Genomic DNA, 17,229 nt, shown 5'->3' on the forward strand with positions numbered 1-17,229 from the left:
TTAAACCCGCTAATCTCACAGGAGTCGAGCAAACGCTTCTCCAAATACTCAGCCAGTCCATTGATTTTAAATTAGTGAAAGGTGAGCACTTTTTTGATTATAGTATATTAAAGTTTTTTAGCGGTTCGCAACGATGTCGAGAAATGATTCTTTCAATAGTTCGAGCTTTTCGTCGCTTTCCTGCTGGGTGGTGGCTTTGACGCCGAAATAGTATTTCACTTTCGGCTCGGTGCCGCTTGGGCGCACACAGACCCACGAACCATCCGACAGGAAGTATTTCAGGACATTCGATTTCGGCAAGACGATCGCTTCGCTCGTCCCCATGTCGACCAATGTCCGTGTCCGGCTGTCATAGTCTTCGATTTTTTCGACCGTGATGCCGGCAATGGATTGCGGCGGCGCCGCGCGCAAGCCGTCAAGGAGCTGGGTGATTTCGCGTGCCCCTTCGATGCCTTTTTTCGTTACCGAAACGAGCAATTCCCGGTAGAAACCGTGGCGTTCATACAATTCATTCAATACGCCGTACAGGTTCTTGCCTTGTTTCTTATAGAAGGCAGCAGCTTCGACCAATAGCAATGTCGCTTGCACGGCGTCTTTATCGCGTGCAAAGTCGCGAATCAGGTAGCCGTAGCTTTCTTCGTAGCCGAACAGGAACGCAAATTCATGCTGTGCATCGTTTTCACGCAATTTCTCGCCGATGAATTTAAAGCCCGTCAAGACGTCTTCGCTCTCTACGCCGTAGCTCCGCGCGACCGCTTCCCCGAATCCGGAAGTGACGATAGTCTTGAAAATACGCCCGTTTTCCGGCAATGTGCCTTTTGATTTTTTCTGGCTCAATAAATATTCCAGCAAGATGCCGCCGGTTTGGTTGCCGGTCAGTAATTCGTATTGCGTACCGGTCCAAACAGCTGCCCCGACGCGGTCACCGTCCGGGTCGATGGCAATCAATAAGTCTGCGGTCTGTTCTTCACCGTATTTTCGGGCCAGGTCGAATGCCGATGATTCTTCCGGGTTCGGGGATTCCACCGTCGGGAATTCACCGTCCGGCAACATTTGTTCTTCGACGTAGCTGACGCCGCTATAACCTGCTTTGTCAAAAACCCGGCGAACGGTCGCCCCTGATGCCCCGTGGAGCGGGGTAAAGACGACGCTGATCGGCTCGACGCTTGTTTCCTGCACCATCAACACCTGGTCGATGTAGGCTCGGTCGAGCTCCTCACCGAGAATTTCCAATAAGGAGGAGTCGTACTCTTCATTTTCGATTGCCAGTTCATCTTCCACACGGCTGACAAACCCGATGACTTGATCCGCCGCTTCCAAATCCAATTGCGCGCCGTCTTCGCCGTATACTTTATAGCCATTGTATTCAGGCGGATTGTGGCTCGCAGTGATGACGATGCCCATGAACGCATTCAATTCACGCACTGAAAATGACAATTGCGGTGTCGTGCGCGGAGATTCATACACATAGGCACGGATGCCTGCAGCCGCAAATGTACGTGCCGCTTCTTCGGCAAACTCCGGCGACATGCGGCGGCTGTCGAATGCGATCGCCACTCCGCGTTTCATCGCTTCTTCCCCGAAGCTTTCGATGTAATCGGCAATGCCTTTCGACGCTTTCCGGACTGTGTAGACGTTCATGCGGTTCGTGCCCGGGCCGATTTCACCGCGCATCCCGCCCGTCCCGAATACCAAGTCCTGATAGAACGCATCTTCCGCCAATTGTTCATCTTCCGCTAGTAATTGCAGTTGTTGTTTTGTGTTCGCATCCAACCCCTCATATCCGAGCCATTTTTGCATTCGCTGTTTCCATGTCATGGTCCATCCCTCCAATTACTTATCAGTTTACCAAATTTTCCGCAAAAAAACCGCCCCGATTCGGAGCGGCTGGAGTTAATCTTGTTTGTATTCGACGCGGTATACGTCGTGGCGGCGGTCCTTCAATTGCTTGACGGTGCCGTCCTGGCGCTGGCGTCTGAGGATTTCAAGGTCGACATCCCCGATCAAGACCATTTCCAGGTTCGGGTTGGTCTCCCCGACGATGCCATCGCGTGCGAATTCGAAATCGCTTGGCGCGAAGATGCCGGACTGGGCATACTGGATGTCCATGTTTTCTGTTTGCGGCAAGTTTCCGACCGTTCCGGAAATGACTGTGTAGATCTGGTTCTCGACAGCGCGCGCTTGTGCACAGTAACGCACGCGTAAATAGCCTTGGCGGTCTTCTGTACAGAACGGCGAGAAAATGATGTTGGCGCCCATATCGGTTGCGATGCGGGCCAGTTCCGGAAACTCGATATCGTAGCAGATCTGGATGGCGATCTTGCCGCAATCCGTATCGAAGACGCGGACCGAGTCCCCTGCCGAGATGCCCCACCATTTGCGCTCGTTCGGCGTGATGTGGATCTTGTATTGCTTATCGATTGAGCCGTCGCGACGGAACAAATACGCGATATTGTAAATCTCGTCGTCCTCTTCCTTGACGAAATGCGACCCGCCGATGATGTTGACGTTATAGCGCACGGCAAGGTCCGTGAACAGCTCGATGTATTGTGGCGTGAACTCCGTCAGCTTGCGCACGGCCTGGCTCGGCGATGGTTCATTCAGGAACGACATCAATTGAGTCGTGAAGATTTCCGGGAACACGACAAAATCCGAATGCGCGTCAGATGCCACGTCGACAAAGTACTCGACCTGGTTCGCTAAATCGTCGAATGAATTGATGGCACGCATCAAATACTGGACCACGCAGATCCGCACAGGCAAGCTCGTCTTGAAATGGCGCTTCGAGATCGGTTTGTAATCGACATTGTTCCATTCCATGAGCGTCGCGTATTTGCCCGATGCTTTATCGTCCTTCAAATAGCCGGGGTTGATGCGCATCAGCTGGAAGCCGTTCATCAGTTGGAACGTCAATACCGGATCATAGATTTTATGGCGCGATACCGCATCTACGTATTCACGCGGCGACATTTCGTCTGCGTATTTATGGTAGTTCGGGATGCGTCCCCCGATGATGATCGACTTCAAATTCAGTTCACGCGCGAGTTCCTTGCGCGCTTCATACAGACGCTGCCCGACTTGCATGCGGCGATATTCGGGATGCACCATGACCTCGATGCCGTACATATTATAGCCGTCCTGATTATGGTTCGTTATATAGCCGCCGTCCGTGACATCGTCCCACGTATGGCGGTCGTCATATTCATCGAAATTGATCAATAGGCTCGAGCAGGAGCCGATCACTTTGCCGTCAAGTTCCGCAACGATCTGCCCTTGTGCAAAAACGCCTAAATGGCTTCTGAGCTGTTCTTCTTTCCAAGGTTCCATGCCCGGAAAGCAAAGCTGCTGCATTTCCAGAATGGCAGGTATATCAGCATAGCTCATCTCACGGATGATCATGCTTTTTTCAAAATGGGATAAATCGAATTGTTCTGCCACGTTACCGCGCTCCTTCACAAAAGTTTCAAAGTTAATTATAGCCCATCCGCCCGGTTGTTGATATTATTTTACTTGTATGGTGTTAAGAATTATACTTCAAAAGGAAAGCTTTCCGGAAAAGAGGGACAAAAGATGACAAAGCGTCAAGAAAACAGTTTGCTGTTCATGTGGGCGGTGTCCCTGATTGCGACACTTGGCTCGCTGTATTTTTCCCAAGTGCGCGGCTACATCCCCTGTGAACTGTGCTGGGTGCAGCGCATCTTCATGTACCCCCTCGTCTTGGTGCTCGGCGTTGCCTATGTGCAGAAAAACCCGCACATCGCATTGACTTCTCTCGTATTGTCCGTTGTCGGCGGCTCTGTTTCGCTGTATCATTACGGTATACAGAAACTTAAGTTTTTGTCCGATTCCGCACCGTCATGCGGACAAGTCCCTTGTACAGGGGAATATATCAATTACCTCGGATTCATCACCATCCCGTTTCTCGCACTCATCGCATTCGCCTTGATTGCAGGAACCAGTGTTTATCTGTGGAAATCATTGAAGGAGGAACAATAAGATGAAAAAACTGCTGATTATCGCAGGTGTTGTTCTTGCCATCTTTGCTTTGATCGTCTTTTTGACCAATCAATCGCAGGGTGAAAAACTGGCAGACAACCCATACGGCACGGACGATTTGAACCCTGCCACCATCGATCAGCTCGATGATGAGAACTACCAGAATATCGCATTGCCGGATGAAGTGAACGAGCAAATCCAAAGCGGCGATCCGACCACTGTCTATTTCTTCAGCCCGACATGCCAGTACTGCCAGCAAACGACTCCGGTCTTGATGCCGGTCGCAGACGACATGGATGTTGAGGTGCTTCAATACAACCTGCTCGAATTCGAGCAAGGCTGGGCCGATTATGCGCTGGAAGCGACACCGACACTTGTCCATTATGAAAACGGGCAGGAAGTCGCACGCTGGACAGGCGCGCAGCCAAAAGAGAATATCGAACAATTTTTCCAGGAAGTCGTGAAAAAATAAACTGAAACGGGATCATGTGCCGCGCGCATGATCCCGTTTTTATGGAGGACTGCAAAATGAATTGGACATATCAAATTCCGGAACAGGGCATGACCGTCACGGACTTATTGAAGAACGAATGGGGCCTCGGTAAAAAGACCGTGCACGAGCTGCGCATGGCAAAAGGCGTCCGCCTGGCCGATGGCACGGAGCCGCGTTGGCAGGAACCGCTCGACAAAGGGACGGAGCTGACTGTGACCATTCCAGCAGCCGAGTCGCCGTATCGCGCGAATCCGTCGATCAAACCCGAAATTCTATTTGAAGACGAGCATTTCATCATCGCCAATAAACCAAAAGGGCTCGCCACCCATCCAAACGATAACCAGCAGGACGATACATTCATCAATGGCTTGATCGCCTATGTCCAGCAATCCGGCGGTGCCTATATCGAACACATCCACCGGCTCGACCAGGGCACTTCCGGCGTATTGCTGCTGGCCAAACATCCGGTCGCCAAAAACGTCATGGACCGGATGGTCGAACAAAAGCTGGTGCAGCGTGAATACGAAGCGCTCGTCAAAGGCCTTGTCCGCGGGCAATCCGGGACGCTCGACTTCCCGCTCGGACGCGACCGCCACCATGCGACGCGCCGCCGCGTATCGCCGAACGGGCAAGGCGCCGTCACCCATTACCGGGTCATCAACCGTGCAGATGGCCGCTCCTTGCTCCATTTGACTTTGGAGACCGGGCGCACCCATCAAATCCGCGCCCATCTGTCCCACGTCAAGCACCCGATCATCGGTGATGAATTGTACGGAGGCCCGCCGACTGAAGACGGCGAATACTTCCTGCACGCTTTCCGCATCGCCTTTAAACACCCGTTTACCGGGCAGCAAATCGATATCGAAGCAAAACAATAGCAAAAAGCCGGCGAAGCGCTTCGCCGGCCTTTTTCATTAAACTTTGATTTCATCCGGGTGGGTCCCGCTCCGCCAGTCCTGGTTGAGCGCTGAAATCTGTTTCAATTCCTCTTCACTTAATTCAAAATCAAAAACATCGGCATTTTCAGCGATGCGCGATGGCGTCACCGTTTTAGGGATGACGATCAAGTCATTCTGGAGATGCCAGCGGATGATGGTCTGCGCGACGGATTTATCGTGCTTTTCGCCGATCTGCGACAGCACCGGATCTTCGAGCAGGCGCCCTCTCGCAAGCGGCGACCAGGAAGTGACCGCAATGTCCTGTGCCGCGCAAAATTCGCGCAGCGGCTCCTGCGTCAATTGCGGATGCAGCTCGATCTGGTTGACCATCGGCTTCGTGTTGGCCTTGGCCAAAATCTTCTCCAGGTGGTGCTGCTGATGATTCGAGACACCGGCAGCACGGATCAATTTTTCATCATACAGCCGCTCGATCGCCCGGTACGTTTCCTCGAAGGTGTCGGGAATTGCCCAATGCGTCAAATACAGATCCAGATAGTCCATATCGAGCCGTTTCAGTGAAGCTTCGAATGCCCTTAAAGTTTGGTCATAGCCTTGGTCGGTGTTCCACACTTTCGACGTGATGAAGAGCTCTTCACGCGGCACGACGCCTGCACGGACTGCTTCCCCAACCTCAGCCTCGTTATCGTAGACCGCAGCCGTATCGATTGCTTTATAGCCTGTTTGAATCGCTTTTACCATCGCTTCGACCGCAGCTTCCTTATCGGTCATTTTGTAAACGCCAAGGCCGAAGCGCGGCATCTCCACTCCATTATGTAGGGTCTTCGTCGATTCGATTATCAGATTCATTCATTCTCTCCTCCTGTTCATTTCCATTGTACAAAGAGTCGTTAGGAATTTCGAATATTCGCCACTAGATTGCAAAAAGCTCTTGCATCCAATCATAAAAACGAATAATATTAAACGTGTTGTTTTAAATCGTTCGTGTTTATGAGGGGGATTCCAATGTTTCAATTGAAAGAACACGGAACTGACGTCAGAACCGAGGTTACCGCGGGGATGACCACGTTCCTGACAATGGCGTATATCGTCATCGTCAACCCGGTGATTCTAGGCGCTGCTGGCGTTCCATTCGACCAGGTTTTTCTGGCTACCATCATCGCTGCCGTAATCGGCACATTATGGATGGCTCTTCTTGCCAATTATCCAATTGCCATTGCGCCCGGTATGGGGCTTAACGCATACTTCACTTCCATGGTACTTGCTTCTGACGGCGCCATTGATTACACGACCGCCTTTGCCGCTGTATTCGTTTCGGGATTGCTGTTTGTCGCACTGTCTTTGACTTCGATGCGTAAAATCCTCATTGAAGCAATCCCGGAAAACTTGAAACACGCCATCACGGCAGGTATCGGCTTGTTCATCGCTTTTATCGGCATGAGGCTCAGCGGATTGATCGTCGCCAATGAAGCGAACCTTGTCGGGCTCGGCGACCTTACGTCACCGCCCGTTGCGTTGACCCTTGTAGGACTTGCCATCACGCTCATCTTCATGTCCTTGAACCTGCACGGCGGGATTTTCTTCGGCATGATCGCAACGGGCATCATTGCCTTCTTCACCGGGCAATTGAAATTTGCGGAAGGCTTCATGAAGTTGCCGTCGCTTCCAGAAGGCATCATCGTCTGGAATCCCGTCGAAGCGTTTCTGCTCGTCGCTGAATTCGGGCTGTACGGCGTCGTGTTCTCGTTCCTCCTCGTCACGCTTTTCGACACGACGGGAACGATGATCGGTGTCGCGAAACAAGCGGGACTCATGAAAGACAATAAAATGCCGCGCGTGCGCCAGGCACTTCTTGCCGATTCGGTCGCTGCCAGTGCAGGCGCGATGGTCGGCACAAGCCCGACAAGCGCTTACGTCGAATCTTCAGCAGGTGTCGCTGCAGGCGGCCGTACAGGACTTACCACCTTAACTGTCGCTATCCTGTTCATCGCCGCTGCCTTTTTCGGCCCGCTCGTCGGTTCCTTATCCGGCGTCGCCGCCATCACCGCTCCCGCTTTGATCATTGTCGGCAGCCTGATGATCAGCGCCGTCAAGCAAATCGAGTGGGAGAAATTCGACGAAGCGTTTCCGGCATTTCTGATCGTTCTCGCAATGCCGCTCACATCAAGCATCGCAACCGGCATCGCTCTCGGGTTCATTTCCTACCCGCTCATGAAAATCTTTAAAGGCAAATGGAAAGCCGTCCACCCGATCCTATATATATTCGCTGTGCTGTTCACGATCCAGATCCTGATCGCACCGCATTAAAAAAATCCCCTGCACAGAGATAGGCAGGGGATTTTTATGCCATGAAGGCGAGCGGCATTGCTTTTCGGAAAATATGGGCTGCAGTTAACACTGGCAAGTAAAAAAGCACCGGCTTCCCGATGCTTTTCCCATTAGATTCTAGCTGAACGCCCGGACATGGCTGCTGAAAGCAGCAGCACAATCGCCGTCAACAAATGCAGCGCCCAGCCGATCAACGGAATCCAAGCGAGTGCACTTGTAATAATCCCCAGAATCGAGCCGAACTTCGGCGAATATTCTTTAAAGCAGAAGAACAGCGTAATCGCATGCAGCACGAACATGATGCCGAGCGGTGCATAGCCTGCAGAAATTACAAATCCGCCACCGATGAACGGAATGGCCAGAAATGCCTCCGCAAGGCCTGTAATCCAAAGCAGTGCAACGGATGTCTTCATTTTCATATCAGTTCATCCCTTCCTTTTCTTCCTACCCCTATATACGCATTACATCCAAAAAAGTTTCAAGTTTCTTGGATGGACGGAAAATGTCCATATTTTCAAGCAGGTTCCATATTTCATTTTTCCCGATGGTACGCTATACTAAACACAGATGCAAATTTCAAGGAGGTCGTCATTCATGAACTTGATCTTAATCTTGGGGATTTGTGTATCGTTTTTGGTAGCTATCTTCACTGCTGGATACGATGACAAACCAGGCACAGACAAAAGACAATAATGTGAAATGCAAAAGGACAGCGCCCACGCGCTGTCCTTTTTTGTCGTTTATTTCAAATTCGGAAAATCCTGTTGTCGCAGCGCTTCATACATCAAGATCGCTGCCGTGTTCGACAAATTAAGTGAACGGATATGTTCATTCATCGGAATGCGCAAACAACGGTCTAAGTTGGCATCAATCAATTCCCTCGGCAAGCCCTTTGTCTCCTGACCGAAGACGAAGAAATAATCTTCCCCGGTATCCGAAAAATCGAACGAACTGTATGTCTTCGTGCCAAACTTGGTGATGTAATGGTATTTGCCGTCAGGGTAAGCTGCAAACAACTCATCGAGTCCATCGTGGTAATGAATGTCCACGTGCTCCCAATAATCGAGCCCGGCCCGTTTGAGCATTTTATCGTCCGTTGAAAATCCGAGCGGCTTGATCAAATGAAGGCTGACGCCTGTGCCCGCACAAGAGCGTGCAATGTTCCCGGTATTCGCCGGAATTAATGGCTGATATAAAACGATGTGTATTCCCAAGTTTCTTCACTTATCCTTTCGTTTCTGCAGAAAAGAATGCTAGCCCTTTGGCGATCTCTGCCAACACCTCTTCATCTTTCTCTTGCTGCTGTGCATGTTCAAGCGCTTGTCTCCCCTCATCCGTTCCGATGCGGCCGATCGCCCAAGCGGCCGTGCCGCGGATGACCGGACGCGGATCAGTGTTCATCAATTCGATCAATGTAGGCACTGCCGACTGCTCCTTGAAATGGGCAAGTGCCAAAATGGCGTTGCGCTGAATCGGCTTTTTGCCGCGCCAAGAACCTGACACATGGCCGAATTTCTCTTTGAACTCCCGATTGGAAATCGTCAACAACGGCTCTAAAAGCGGCTTGGCAATTTCCGGGTCCGGGTCAAATTCCGGATGAATGCGATTGGCCTTGCGCTTATTTTTCGGGCACACGGTCTGACATGTGTCGCAGCCATAGATGCGATTACCTATTTTCGACCGGAACTCATCTGGCAGGAAGCCCTTCGTCTGTGTCAAAAACGAAATGCAGCGCTGGGCATTGAGCTGCCCGCCCTCGACAATCGCGCCGGTCGGGCATGTATCGATACATAAGCGGCAGTCGCCGCATTGGTCTTCCATCGGCTCGTCGTATTCAAATGGGATGTTGGTGATCATCTCGCCCAAATAGACATATGACCCGAACTCCGGCGTGATGATATTGGTGTTTTTCGCGCTCCAGCCGATTCCCGCGCGCTCTGCCACGGCCCGGTCGGAGAGCTCTCCGGTATCGACCATCGATTTCATGCGCGCATCCGGATAATGGGCGGCAATGAATGATTCAAGCAGTGCCAGCCGCTCCCGAAGTGCAGAATGATAATCCTGGCCCCAGGAAGATCGCGAGAAAATCCCGCGGCGCGCGCCTTTTACCCCTTGCTTGGCGCCGCCCATTTTGGAAGGATACGCAATGGCGATCGCAATGATACTCACAGGCTCTTCCATCAATAGTTCCGGACGCGTGCGTTTTTCGACATCCGATTCTTCGAAGCCGGACTGGAAATTCAATTGCTGTTGGCGGATCAAACGGTGCTTTAAATTAAAGAAAGGTTCGGCCGAAGCAAAGCCGATTTTATCAATTCCGATTTCCGAGGCATACGCAACCAGTTGTTGTTGGAATTGATCCAGGTTCATGTCGATAACTCCTTGCTCCAATTTATGGTAAGATGATGCTAATATTCACGGAAAGGATGATTACTGTGGACTTTCGCGTAAACTCTGAAATTAAAGAGGTTCTGCCAGATTTCAAAATCGGCATTATTCATTATAACAATATCACCGTTTCGGATTCACCTCAAATGTTAAAAGGCCGCCTCCAGCTGTTCCAGGAACAATTGTACTTCGACATGGACGATAAGGAAATAACCGACTTTCCGGGACTCCTCGAGTGGAGACTTGCATGGAAAGCGCTCGGCGGCGACCCCAACCGCTATCGCCCATCTGCGGAAGCTCTTTACCGCAGGGTACGCAAGCAAAACTATTTGACTCCTGTCAATTCAGCGATCGACATGAACAGTTTCCTTTCGCTCCAGTACGAGATCCCGATTGGCCTGTATGACTTGAACAAAGTCGACGATTACGTTGAAATTGCGCTTGGTACCGCGGATGACCGTTTTGAAGGTTTGAACAACAGGGAAAACACATTCGATAAGATCATCGTTACACGTGACGCAAGCGGCGCCTTTGGCAGTCCCTATGTCGATTCCAAACGCACCGCCGTAACCGAGGAAACTGTCGATGCGCTGCATGTGTTCTACCTTCGCCCGTCGATGGACCGTGACAACGCCCTGCAGCTATTGACCGCAGCCGGCAATATGTTCACCGGCATCAATGGCGGTGAATCCCAAGTATCGGTCCTGTAACTGCCTGTCGCGTAAGCTGCAGGCAGATTCTTTTAAATCTCATGGGAATTTTAGTATTATTTTGATACTGAGATAAAAAATGAGGGATATTCCATGAGAAAAGTACACAGCGATATTATCCAATTCCGCGGCAGCCATTATGATTTCGGCTACTATCAAGGAGAACTGCTGAGAGATTCACTGCTTCTCCCGAACCGGAAAATACAGCGCGGCGAGAACAGCCGACAGCTATTGGTGGATGAAACAAAGGCTATCGAAATGCTCGAGCGTTTCGCCCCGCGCATCTGGGAAGAAATAGAAGGTTTGGCTGATGCTTTGAAATGGCCATTTTATGATGCCCTGCGCGAATTCGGCGGCTATTATATCGAATATACGCGAAGCGGCTGCTCCATTCTCAGCCGCTCCGACTTCCTCGTCCGTAATTACGACAGCTCCCCCCAAGGCTATGAAGGCAGATTTGCCTTGTATGAGCCGACAGATGGCGGTTATGCCTCTATCGGGCCGTCCATGCAAATCACTGGGCGCACGGACGGGCTCAACGAAAAGGGCCTTGCGATGGGCTATAATTTCATCAACCGCCGCAATTCGGCGGACGGATTTATCTGCAATATGATCGGACGCCTCATCCTCGAGCATTGCGCGACGATCGAAGAAGCGGTCGACTTACTGAAAGAACTGCCTCATCGCCGTTCGTTCAGCTATGTATTGCTCGATAAAAGCGGGCGCTCGGTCGTCGCCGAAACTTCCCCGCGCAATGTCATCGTCCGGGAAGCGGCTGTATCAACGAACCATTTCGAAGTACTTTCTGAAGAAAACCGCTACCAATTAGATGATTCGAAACGCCGCGAAGAAGCGCTTCTTACACACTCTACGGCGTCAAATGACGCATACGCAGCTTTCCGATTATTGAACGACTCGGACCAGGGCGTATTTTCAACAAAATACAGCACCGCTTCCGGCACTTTGCATACAGCGTCTTATTTTCCGCATAGCCTGGAAGTCGCCTTTGCCATCGGGCCGGACCGCTTGCCGCTTATGTTCGATTTCCAGAAGTGGCTTCAAGGCGAGCGCTTGCTGGCAAAACGCGTCAACGGAAAAGTCGATACCCATTTCCCGTTTCCATACCTTGACGACCTGTCTTCACTGCAGCAAAAAAACGGCTAGAGCGCTTATGCGCTCCGGCCGTTTTTCATTTGAACAAAGGATCGACATGGGCGAACCCGATGCCGGTATCGATCTCTCCATGGACCATCTTGCTGCGCACAGGCTTCCCCGCAAGCCATTCACTGAAATTGAATACTTCCGGTTCGCGGTCTCCCCCAAGCGCGAACCACACTACCTGCTCTTTCGGCAAATAAACGGAGGTGTGGATCGTTCCTGCCCAGCTCTTATAAAGATCCGAAAACAATCCACGATCCGTATCATTGAACAGGCGGTAAGCGCGGTATGCTTCCGCAGCATCTTCCGCATTCTGCTCGATAACCGATAGCCGTGCGTAAGAATCCTTAAGATAGTTCCGGTTCTCATGCTGCTGGATCTCAAAATGATTCGTACAGGCCGAAGCGTCGCGCACCGCCACTTTGCGTGGTGTCGCCTCCATGACCTTTGTCGCGCCGCTCTTATCGGTCACGACGTAGCTGAATGACCCGCGGTGCGGGATGTCTTTGACTAATGCGATAGCCTCTTCAATGGTCGAACAGCTCTCGAGGATGATGCGCCCGATCATGTAACAGACAAAGCCGTCCCCCGGATTTTTCCTGTGCATGAAATTATAGCCCATGGCCAGGCCATGTTCATTCATGCCGTCCATGCGGCCCAAAATGCGCTGGCTCGGACCGATAATGGCATTCCCCTCTTCCGGTTGGAACAAACAGAACCTGCCTTCATAAGTTTGCGGATGAAAATCATAGTTACGCACTAAGAAGTCCTCGCCTGTAACGATCGAACAGCCGGACGGCGGTGCATCGATCCGGTAACCACCAAAATCTCGGAGTACCTCATCGATCGGCAGCTGGAGGCTGTCTTCAAGCCCTTTCAGCTCCTCCCATAATTTCGGCGCGTATTCATTGAACGCCGCTTGCGCTTCTGCCGGATCAATGACAAAGCGCGGCCGCTTGCTTTTCCACTGCCCACGGCGATTGTGCAGCGTGATCGATTCTTTGAGCGCATTTCCCTGCATCATTCCATAATCGTAATGGCTTCCCCTGAATTCAATGATTTCGCTATGTATTTTTCTCATAACTCCTCCTTTACGCCTACTTCTCTGGATTGTCTTTTAAGCGTTTTCCAACTCGTTCCATAAAGCGCATTAACCATTTTTCTAGTTCAACAATAATAAATACGCTCAGTCCGATCAATAGCGGCCACACCCAATACTCCATCCCGATCGGTTTGGTTCCAAGCAGCGTATTCATGAATGGGATATACGTGACTGCAAGCTGCACAAAGATCAAAATCGCCGATACGATAAACGCCGCTTTATTGGAAAAGAAGTCACGGTTCAGCGCAAAGCGCCTCTCGCTCCGGCAGTTGAATAAATAGAACAGCTGCGAAATGACCAATGCTTGCAGAGTCATTGTCTGCAGGATGCCTTGTTCATAACCCCTCGCTTCCAGCACGCTGTTCATCCACAGAATTCCGCCGCCGATGATCGTAGACGCAAAAGCGATTCGGAAAATATAATAGCCGCTGAGTAATGGGCTTTTCGCTTTCCGCGGCGGCCGCTCCATCGTTCCCGGCTCCAGCTTCTCGAACGCGATTGCTAATGATATCGTTACCGCAGTAATCATATTGACCCATAAAATCTGTACCGGCGTCAAAGGAATCGTAGCGCCAAAAAGGATGCTGACAAAAATGAGCAGCCCTTCCGACACGTTTGTCGGCAAAATGAACAAAATTGTCTTTTTCAGATTATCATATACACGGCGCCCTTCTTTCACTGCATTGACAATCGTGCTGAAATTATCATCGACTAGCACCATTTCAGCCGCTTCTTTCGACACTTCAGTTCCTTTGATCCCCATAGCAATGCCGATATCCGCCCGCTTCAAAGCAGGGGCATCATTAACCCCGTCTCCCGTCATTGCACATACCTGGCCCTGGGCTTGAAGAGCTTTCACCAATTGCAGCTTATTCGTCGGGCTCGTGCGCGCAAAGATATCATATTCCATCGCTGCCGCTTCCAGCTCCGGACTGTTCAATCCATCCAAGTCCCGGCCTTCGATTGCTTTCAAGCCGTTCCCGATGCCAAGTTGAGACCCAATCGCTACAGCTGTTTCTTTATGATCTCCTGTGATCATTTTCACGCGGATTCCGGCCTTTTTGCATTGTGCAATCGACTCGATCACTTCTTCACGCGGCGGATCAATAATAGCCGCAAGGCCCAAAAATTTAAAACCGATCTTCATGTCTTCGTGTCTTATAGCTTCCATTCGGCCATCCACCTGCTTTACTGCAGCCCCGAGAAGGCGCTCACCGCGTTTTGCATGCTCGGCAATCTTCGACTCCCATTCAAAGCGCTCTCCCTCTGGAATCATCTCCAATAGCTTTTCTGGGGCACCTTTAGCATAAATCCACTTGCTTCCCTGTTCTTCAATTAATGCCGCCATGTACTTATAGGAGGAATCGAACGGGATTTTCGAAAGCACCGGCAGTTTCTCGATGGTTTGATCGGATTTTTCAGCAAGTGCCAGCAAGCAACCTTCTGTCGCTCCTCCGCTGACTGTCCAATTTCCTTTAGCGTCCTTTAGCAATTGGGCTTCATTGACTGTTTTGACACAGGTCAGAAACCTCATTAATTGCGGATGATCCGCTGACCGAACCACTTGTCCATCTTGCTTCAAGATTCCTTGAGGCGAATAGCCGATACCGCTGGCCTGAATTTCACTCTCTGACAAAATCACTGATGTAGCCGTCATTTCATTTTTCGTTAACGTACCTGTTTTATCTGAACAAATGACCGTTACGGCCCCTAAAGTTTCAACTGAAGGCAAATTCCGGACGATGGCATTTTTTCCAGCCATCGTCTGTACCCCCAAAGCTAAAATAATGGATAGGACCGCTGGCAAGCCTTCAGGAATCGCAGCCACAGTCAACCCGATGATAGCCAGCAATAACTCAGATGTCGCATAATCATGCAATAAGAAGCCGATAAAGAACATGCCGATTGCGCTAAGCACAATAATCATCGAAATCAGCTTTCCGAATTGAGCCGTCTGTTTCAGCAAGGGAGTCTGTAATTTCTCGACCGATTCCATCGCGCTGCTTATTTTCCCAAGTTCAGTAGACTCACCTGTAGCTATCACAATACCAACGCCTGAACCTGATGCGATAGATGTTCCTGCAAATACCATATTAGTCCGATCACCAAGTGTCGTGTCCTTTGGAAGCTTATCTATCTGTTTATCGACAGCTTCCGACTCGCCCGTTAATGACGATTCCTCCACCTGCAAATTCGATTCTTCTGCAAGGCGCATATCTGCCGGCACTTTATCGCCAGCCCTTAAGTAAACGAGATCTCCTGGCACGAGTTCCGTCGCCAGAATTTCCATTCGTTTGCCAGACCTAAGAACCGCGGCTTTAACTGATAACATATCTCGAATACTGTCCAGCGCTTTCTCCGCTTTATTCTGCTGAATATAACCAATTGCCGCATTGATAACCACTACGGCTAAAATGACTGATGTATCGATATAATGCCCAAGAACGACTGTAATGATTGCCGCTGCCAGCAGTACATAAATCAGTACATCGTTAAAATGCTTAAGAAATTTTATAATGGCGGGCTCGCGTTTTCCTTCAGGTAGTTCATTGCGTCCCCATACTTCAAGCCTCCGGGCAGCTTCATCCTGTCTCAAACCTTCTTCTAAACGTACGGTTTGCTTATAAAGAACGTCCCCAATCTCCTCATCAAACCAGCGCTCTTCAGCCATATTCTCACTCCTGCAAGATCATGATTTTGATTATTATAACATGCAAAGTCTAACCTCCCCTGCTTTTCAATAAACAGATCCTTAAAAACTGGAAACGGCAACTTCCAGTGAAAGAGAAAGGAAATTCTCCTTACAGTGTATTCAGCATTAGCCCCTGAGCCTATCACAAGTACCTAGTTCATCACATCCGATGCGTCTCGGTTAAAAAATAAAACAAACAGGCATGATTATCACAAATGGTTAATGTGCTTTCCTGGCTTATAAAACAAGCTTAAATCCCCGAAAAGAAATTCACTAAAGAATAAGGGCAAGTCGAACATCACACGCATTCTTTAAACAACAAAAAAGCCCTGACTAAGTCAGGGCTTTAGAGTTTACATCACTTGGCAGAGTGATGGGTATGATACCGGCGGTCGGGGTCGAACCGACACTCCCGTGAAGGAACGGGATTTTGAGTCCCGCGCGTCTGCCAATTCCGCCACGCCGGCAAAATAAGATCCAGCAACATGTCATACTGCTTTAAGGAACATTAATTATTATATTAATAAATCGATTGTTTTGCAAGGGATATCTTGAAACTTTTTAAAAAAGTCTTTACTCCCCCGTTTTTATTAGCACCACTAATTTATCCAAAGAAAAAACCCTGACTTCAGAGTCAAGGTTTTCCTTCATCACTTGGCAGAGTGATAAGTATGATACCGGCGGTCGGGGTCGAACCGACACTCCCGTGAAGGAACGGGATTTTGAGTCCCGCGCGTCTGCCAATTCCGCCACGCCGGCAAAATAGTATGGAGGCGGCAACCGGACTCGAACCGGTGGTAAGGGTGTTGCAGACCCATGCCTTACCGCTTGGCTATGCCGCCTAGATAATGGAGCGGAAGACGGGGGTCGAACCCGCGACCTCCACCTTGGCAAGGTGGCGTTCTACCACTGAACTACTTCCGCAAAAGCTGGGGTACCTGGATTCGAACCAGGGCATGACGGGATCAAAACCCGTTGCCTTACCGCTTGGCTATACCCCAATAATACTGGGGCGGACGAGGGGAATTGAACCCCCGAATGCCGGAATCACAATCCGGTGCGTTAACCACTTCGCCACGACCGCCACGTTATTATTATATAGGATTTTAAAATTGTGAGAAAAACAAGGGGCGGACGAGGGGAATTGAACCCCCGAGTGCCGGAATCACAATCCGGTGCGTTAACCACTTCGCCACGACCGCCAACATATAATTTTAAAAAATGGCAGGGGCAGTAGGAATCGAACCCACATCGGAGGTTTTGGAGACCTCTGTTCTACCGTTAAACTATGCCCCTAAAAACTGGTGGTGGGGGGCAGATTCGAACTGCCGAACCCGAAGGAGCGGATTTACAGTCCGCCGCGTTTAGCCACTTCGCTACCCCACCTAATGGTGCCGGAGAAAGGACTTGAACCCTCAACCTACTGATTACAAGTCAGTTGCTCTACCAGTTGAGCTACTCCGGCA

The 17,229-nt window shown here is 50.4% G+C and carries 14 protein-coding genes and 10 tRNA genes; 6 read left to right on the forward strand and 18 right to left on the reverse strand.

What is annotated here, in order from left to right:
• Window positions 1-117: 117 nt before the first annotated feature.
• Complete coding sequence (locus DP119_RS13275; RefSeq protein WP_112233629.1) at window positions 118-1,818, reverse strand: phospho-sugar mutase; 1,701 nt, start codon at window positions 1,816-1,818, stop codon at window positions 118-120.
• A 75-nt stretch (window positions 1,819-1,893) separates the two neighbouring features.
• Window positions 1,894-3,438: a carbon-nitrogen hydrolase family protein gene (locus DP119_RS13280; RefSeq protein ID WP_068868647.1), complete on the reverse strand. Its 1,545-nt coding sequence runs from the start codon at window positions 3,436-3,438 to the stop codon at window positions 1,894-1,896.
• A 132-nt stretch (window positions 3,439-3,570) separates the two neighbouring features.
• On the opposite strand from DP119_RS13280, the gene DP119_RS13285 reads away from it, so the two are divergent.
• From DP119_RS13285 to DP119_RS13295, 3 genes are read left to right on the forward strand one after another with little or no spacing between them, the layout of a single operon-like run.
• The gene (locus tag DP119_RS13285) at window positions 3,571-3,996 is read left to right on the forward strand and encodes a disulfide oxidoreductase (RefSeq protein WP_112233630.1); all 426 of its coding nucleotides are present in this window, start codon (window positions 3,571-3,573) and stop codon (window positions 3,994-3,996) included.
• 1 nt (window position 3,997) lies between these two features.
• Window positions 3,998-4,468, forward strand: a complete 471-nt coding sequence (locus DP119_RS13290; RefSeq protein WP_112233631.1) for a thioredoxin family protein — start codon at window positions 3,998-4,000, stop codon at window positions 4,466-4,468.
• A gap of 56 nt (window positions 4,469-4,524) precedes the next feature.
• A complete protein-coding gene (locus DP119_RS13295) occupies window positions 4,525-5,367 on the forward strand; it encodes an RluA family pseudouridine synthase (RefSeq protein WP_112233632.1) in 843 nt (280 codons plus the stop codon).
• Window positions 5,368-5,403: 36 nt separating this feature from the next.
• Here DP119_RS13295 and DP119_RS13300 read toward each other — a convergent pair whose 3' ends face one another.
• Window positions 5,404-6,234 (reverse strand): aldo/keto reductase, encoded by an 831-nt coding sequence (locus tag DP119_RS13300; RefSeq protein ID WP_112233633.1) that lies wholly within the window; start codon window positions 6,232-6,234, stop codon window positions 5,404-5,406.
• A gap of 156 nt (window positions 6,235-6,390) precedes the next feature.
• On the opposite strand from DP119_RS13300, the gene DP119_RS13305 reads away from it, so the two are divergent.
• Complete coding sequence (locus DP119_RS13305) at window positions 6,391-7,692, forward strand: NCS2 family permease (RefSeq protein ID WP_112233634.1); 1,302 nt, start codon at window positions 6,391-6,393, stop codon at window positions 7,690-7,692.
• Between the two features lie 131 nt (window positions 7,693-7,823).
• Here DP119_RS13305 and DP119_RS13310 read toward each other — a convergent pair whose 3' ends face one another.
• From DP119_RS13310 to queG, 3 genes are all read right to left on the reverse strand, one after another.
• The gene (locus DP119_RS13310; protein ID WP_112233635.1) at window positions 7,824-8,132 is read right to left on the reverse strand and encodes a hypothetical protein; all 309 of its coding nucleotides are present in this window, start codon (window positions 8,130-8,132) and stop codon (window positions 7,824-7,826) included.
• Between the two features lie 321 nt (window positions 8,133-8,453).
• Entirely contained in the window at window positions 8,454-8,927 is a 474-nt protein-coding gene (gene trmL / locus DP119_RS13315) for a tRNA (uridine(34)/cytosine(34)/5-carboxymethylaminomethyluridine(34)-2'-O)-methyltransferase TrmL (RefSeq protein ID WP_112233636.1), read from the reverse strand.
• A gap of 10 nt (window positions 8,928-8,937) precedes the next feature.
• A complete protein-coding gene (gene queG / locus DP119_RS13320) occupies window positions 8,938-10,083 on the reverse strand; it encodes a tRNA epoxyqueuosine(34) reductase QueG (protein WP_112233637.1) in 1,146 nt (381 codons plus the stop codon).
• A 65-nt stretch (window positions 10,084-10,148) separates the two neighbouring features.
• Here queG and DP119_RS13325 point away from each other — a divergent pair, with 65 nt between their 5' ends.
• Window positions 10,149-10,811, forward strand: a complete 663-nt coding sequence (locus DP119_RS13325) for a B3/B4 domain-containing protein (RefSeq protein ID WP_112233638.1) — start codon at window positions 10,149-10,151, stop codon at window positions 10,809-10,811.
• A 93-nt stretch (window positions 10,812-10,904) separates the two neighbouring features.
• Entirely contained in the window at window positions 10,905-11,975 is a 1,071-nt protein-coding gene (locus tag DP119_RS13330) for a C45 family autoproteolytic acyltransferase/hydrolase (RefSeq protein ID WP_112233639.1), read from the forward strand.
• A gap of 25 nt (window positions 11,976-12,000) precedes the next feature.
• Here DP119_RS13330 and DP119_RS13335 read toward each other — a convergent pair whose 3' ends face one another.
• From DP119_RS13335 to DP119_RS13390, 12 genes are all read right to left on the reverse strand, one after another.
• The gene (locus tag DP119_RS13335; protein ID WP_112233640.1) at window positions 12,001-13,050 is read right to left on the reverse strand and encodes a C45 family autoproteolytic acyltransferase/hydrolase; all 1,050 of its coding nucleotides are present in this window, start codon (window positions 13,048-13,050) and stop codon (window positions 12,001-12,003) included.
• 16 nt (window positions 13,051-13,066) lie between these two features.
• Entirely contained in the window at window positions 13,067-15,742 is a 2,676-nt protein-coding gene (locus DP119_RS13340) for a cation-transporting P-type ATPase (protein WP_112233641.1), read from the reverse strand.
• Between the two features lie 404 nt (window positions 15,743-16,146).
• Window positions 16,147-16,230, reverse strand: a tRNA-Leu gene (locus DP119_RS13345).
• Window positions 16,231-16,438: 208 nt separating this feature from the next.
• A tRNA-Leu gene (locus DP119_RS13350) sits at window positions 16,439-16,522 on the reverse strand.
• A gap of 9 nt (window positions 16,523-16,531) precedes the next feature.
• Window positions 16,532-16,605: transfer RNA gene (locus DP119_RS13355), tRNA-Cys, on the reverse strand.
• Between the two features lie 7 nt (window positions 16,606-16,612).
• Window positions 16,613-16,687: transfer RNA gene (locus DP119_RS13360), tRNA-Gly, on the reverse strand.
• Between the two features lie 5 nt (window positions 16,688-16,692).
• Window positions 16,693-16,764: transfer RNA gene (locus tag DP119_RS13365), tRNA-Gln, on the reverse strand.
• A 7-nt stretch (window positions 16,765-16,771) separates the two neighbouring features.
• Window positions 16,772-16,847: transfer RNA gene (locus DP119_RS13370), tRNA-His, on the reverse strand.
• Between the two features lie 45 nt (window positions 16,848-16,892).
• A tRNA-His gene (locus tag DP119_RS13375) sits at window positions 16,893-16,965 on the reverse strand.
• A 20-nt stretch (window positions 16,966-16,985) separates the two neighbouring features.
• Window positions 16,986-17,059 (reverse strand) — tRNA-Trp (locus tag DP119_RS13380).
• Between the two features lie 6 nt (window positions 17,060-17,065).
• A tRNA-Tyr gene (locus DP119_RS13385) sits at window positions 17,066-17,149 on the reverse strand.
• A 3-nt stretch (window positions 17,150-17,152) separates the two neighbouring features.
• Window positions 17,153-17,228, reverse strand: a tRNA-Thr gene (locus tag DP119_RS13390).
• Window position 17,229: the final 1 nt, after the last annotated feature.

It is taken from the genome of Planococcus maitriensis (assembly GCF_003289925.1).
Lineage (GTDB): Bacteria > Bacillota > Bacilli > Bacillales_A > Planococcaceae > Planococcus > Planococcus maitriensis.

Bases quoted from the DNA above. Each gene is read 5' to 3' on its own strand.
- queG (WP_112233637.1), bottom strand. From the start codon at position 10,083: ATGAACCTGGATCAATTCCAACAACAACTGGTTGCGTATGCCTCGGAA.
- DP119_RS13305 (WP_112233634.1), top strand. From the start codon at position 6,391: ATGTTTCAATTGAAAGAACACGGAACTGACGTCAGAACCGAGGTTACC.
- DP119_RS13295 (WP_112233632.1), top strand. From the start codon at position 4,525: ATGAATTGGACATATCAAATTCCGGAACAGGGCATGACCGTCACGGAC.
- DP119_RS13335 (WP_112233640.1), bottom strand. From the start codon at position 13,050: ATGAGAAAAATACATAGCGAAATCATTGAATTCAGGGGAAGCCATTAC.
- DP119_RS13300 (WP_112233633.1), bottom strand. From the start codon at position 6,234: ATGAATCTGATAATCGAATCGACGAAGACCCTACATAATGGAGTGGAG.
- DP119_RS13340 (WP_112233641.1), bottom strand. From the start codon at position 15,742: ATGGCTGAAGAGCGCTGGTTTGATGAGGAGATTGGGGACGTTCTTTAT.
- DP119_RS13285 (WP_112233630.1), top strand. From the start codon at position 3,571: ATGACAAAGCGTCAAGAAAACAGTTTGCTGTTCATGTGGGCGGTGTCC.
- DP119_RS13330 (WP_112233639.1), top strand. From the start codon at position 10,905: ATGAGAAAAGTACACAGCGATATTATCCAATTCCGCGGCAGCCATTAT.
- DP119_RS13310 (WP_112233635.1), bottom strand. From the start codon at position 8,132: ATGAAAATGAAGACATCCGTTGCACTGCTTTGGATTACAGGCCTTGCG.
- DP119_RS13290 (WP_112233631.1), top strand. From the start codon at position 3,998: ATGAAAAAACTGCTGATTATCGCAGGTGTTGTTCTTGCCATCTTTGCT.
- DP119_RS13275 (WP_112233629.1), bottom strand. From the start codon at position 1,818: ATGACATGGAAACAGCGAATGCAAAAATGGCTCGGATATGAGGGGTTG.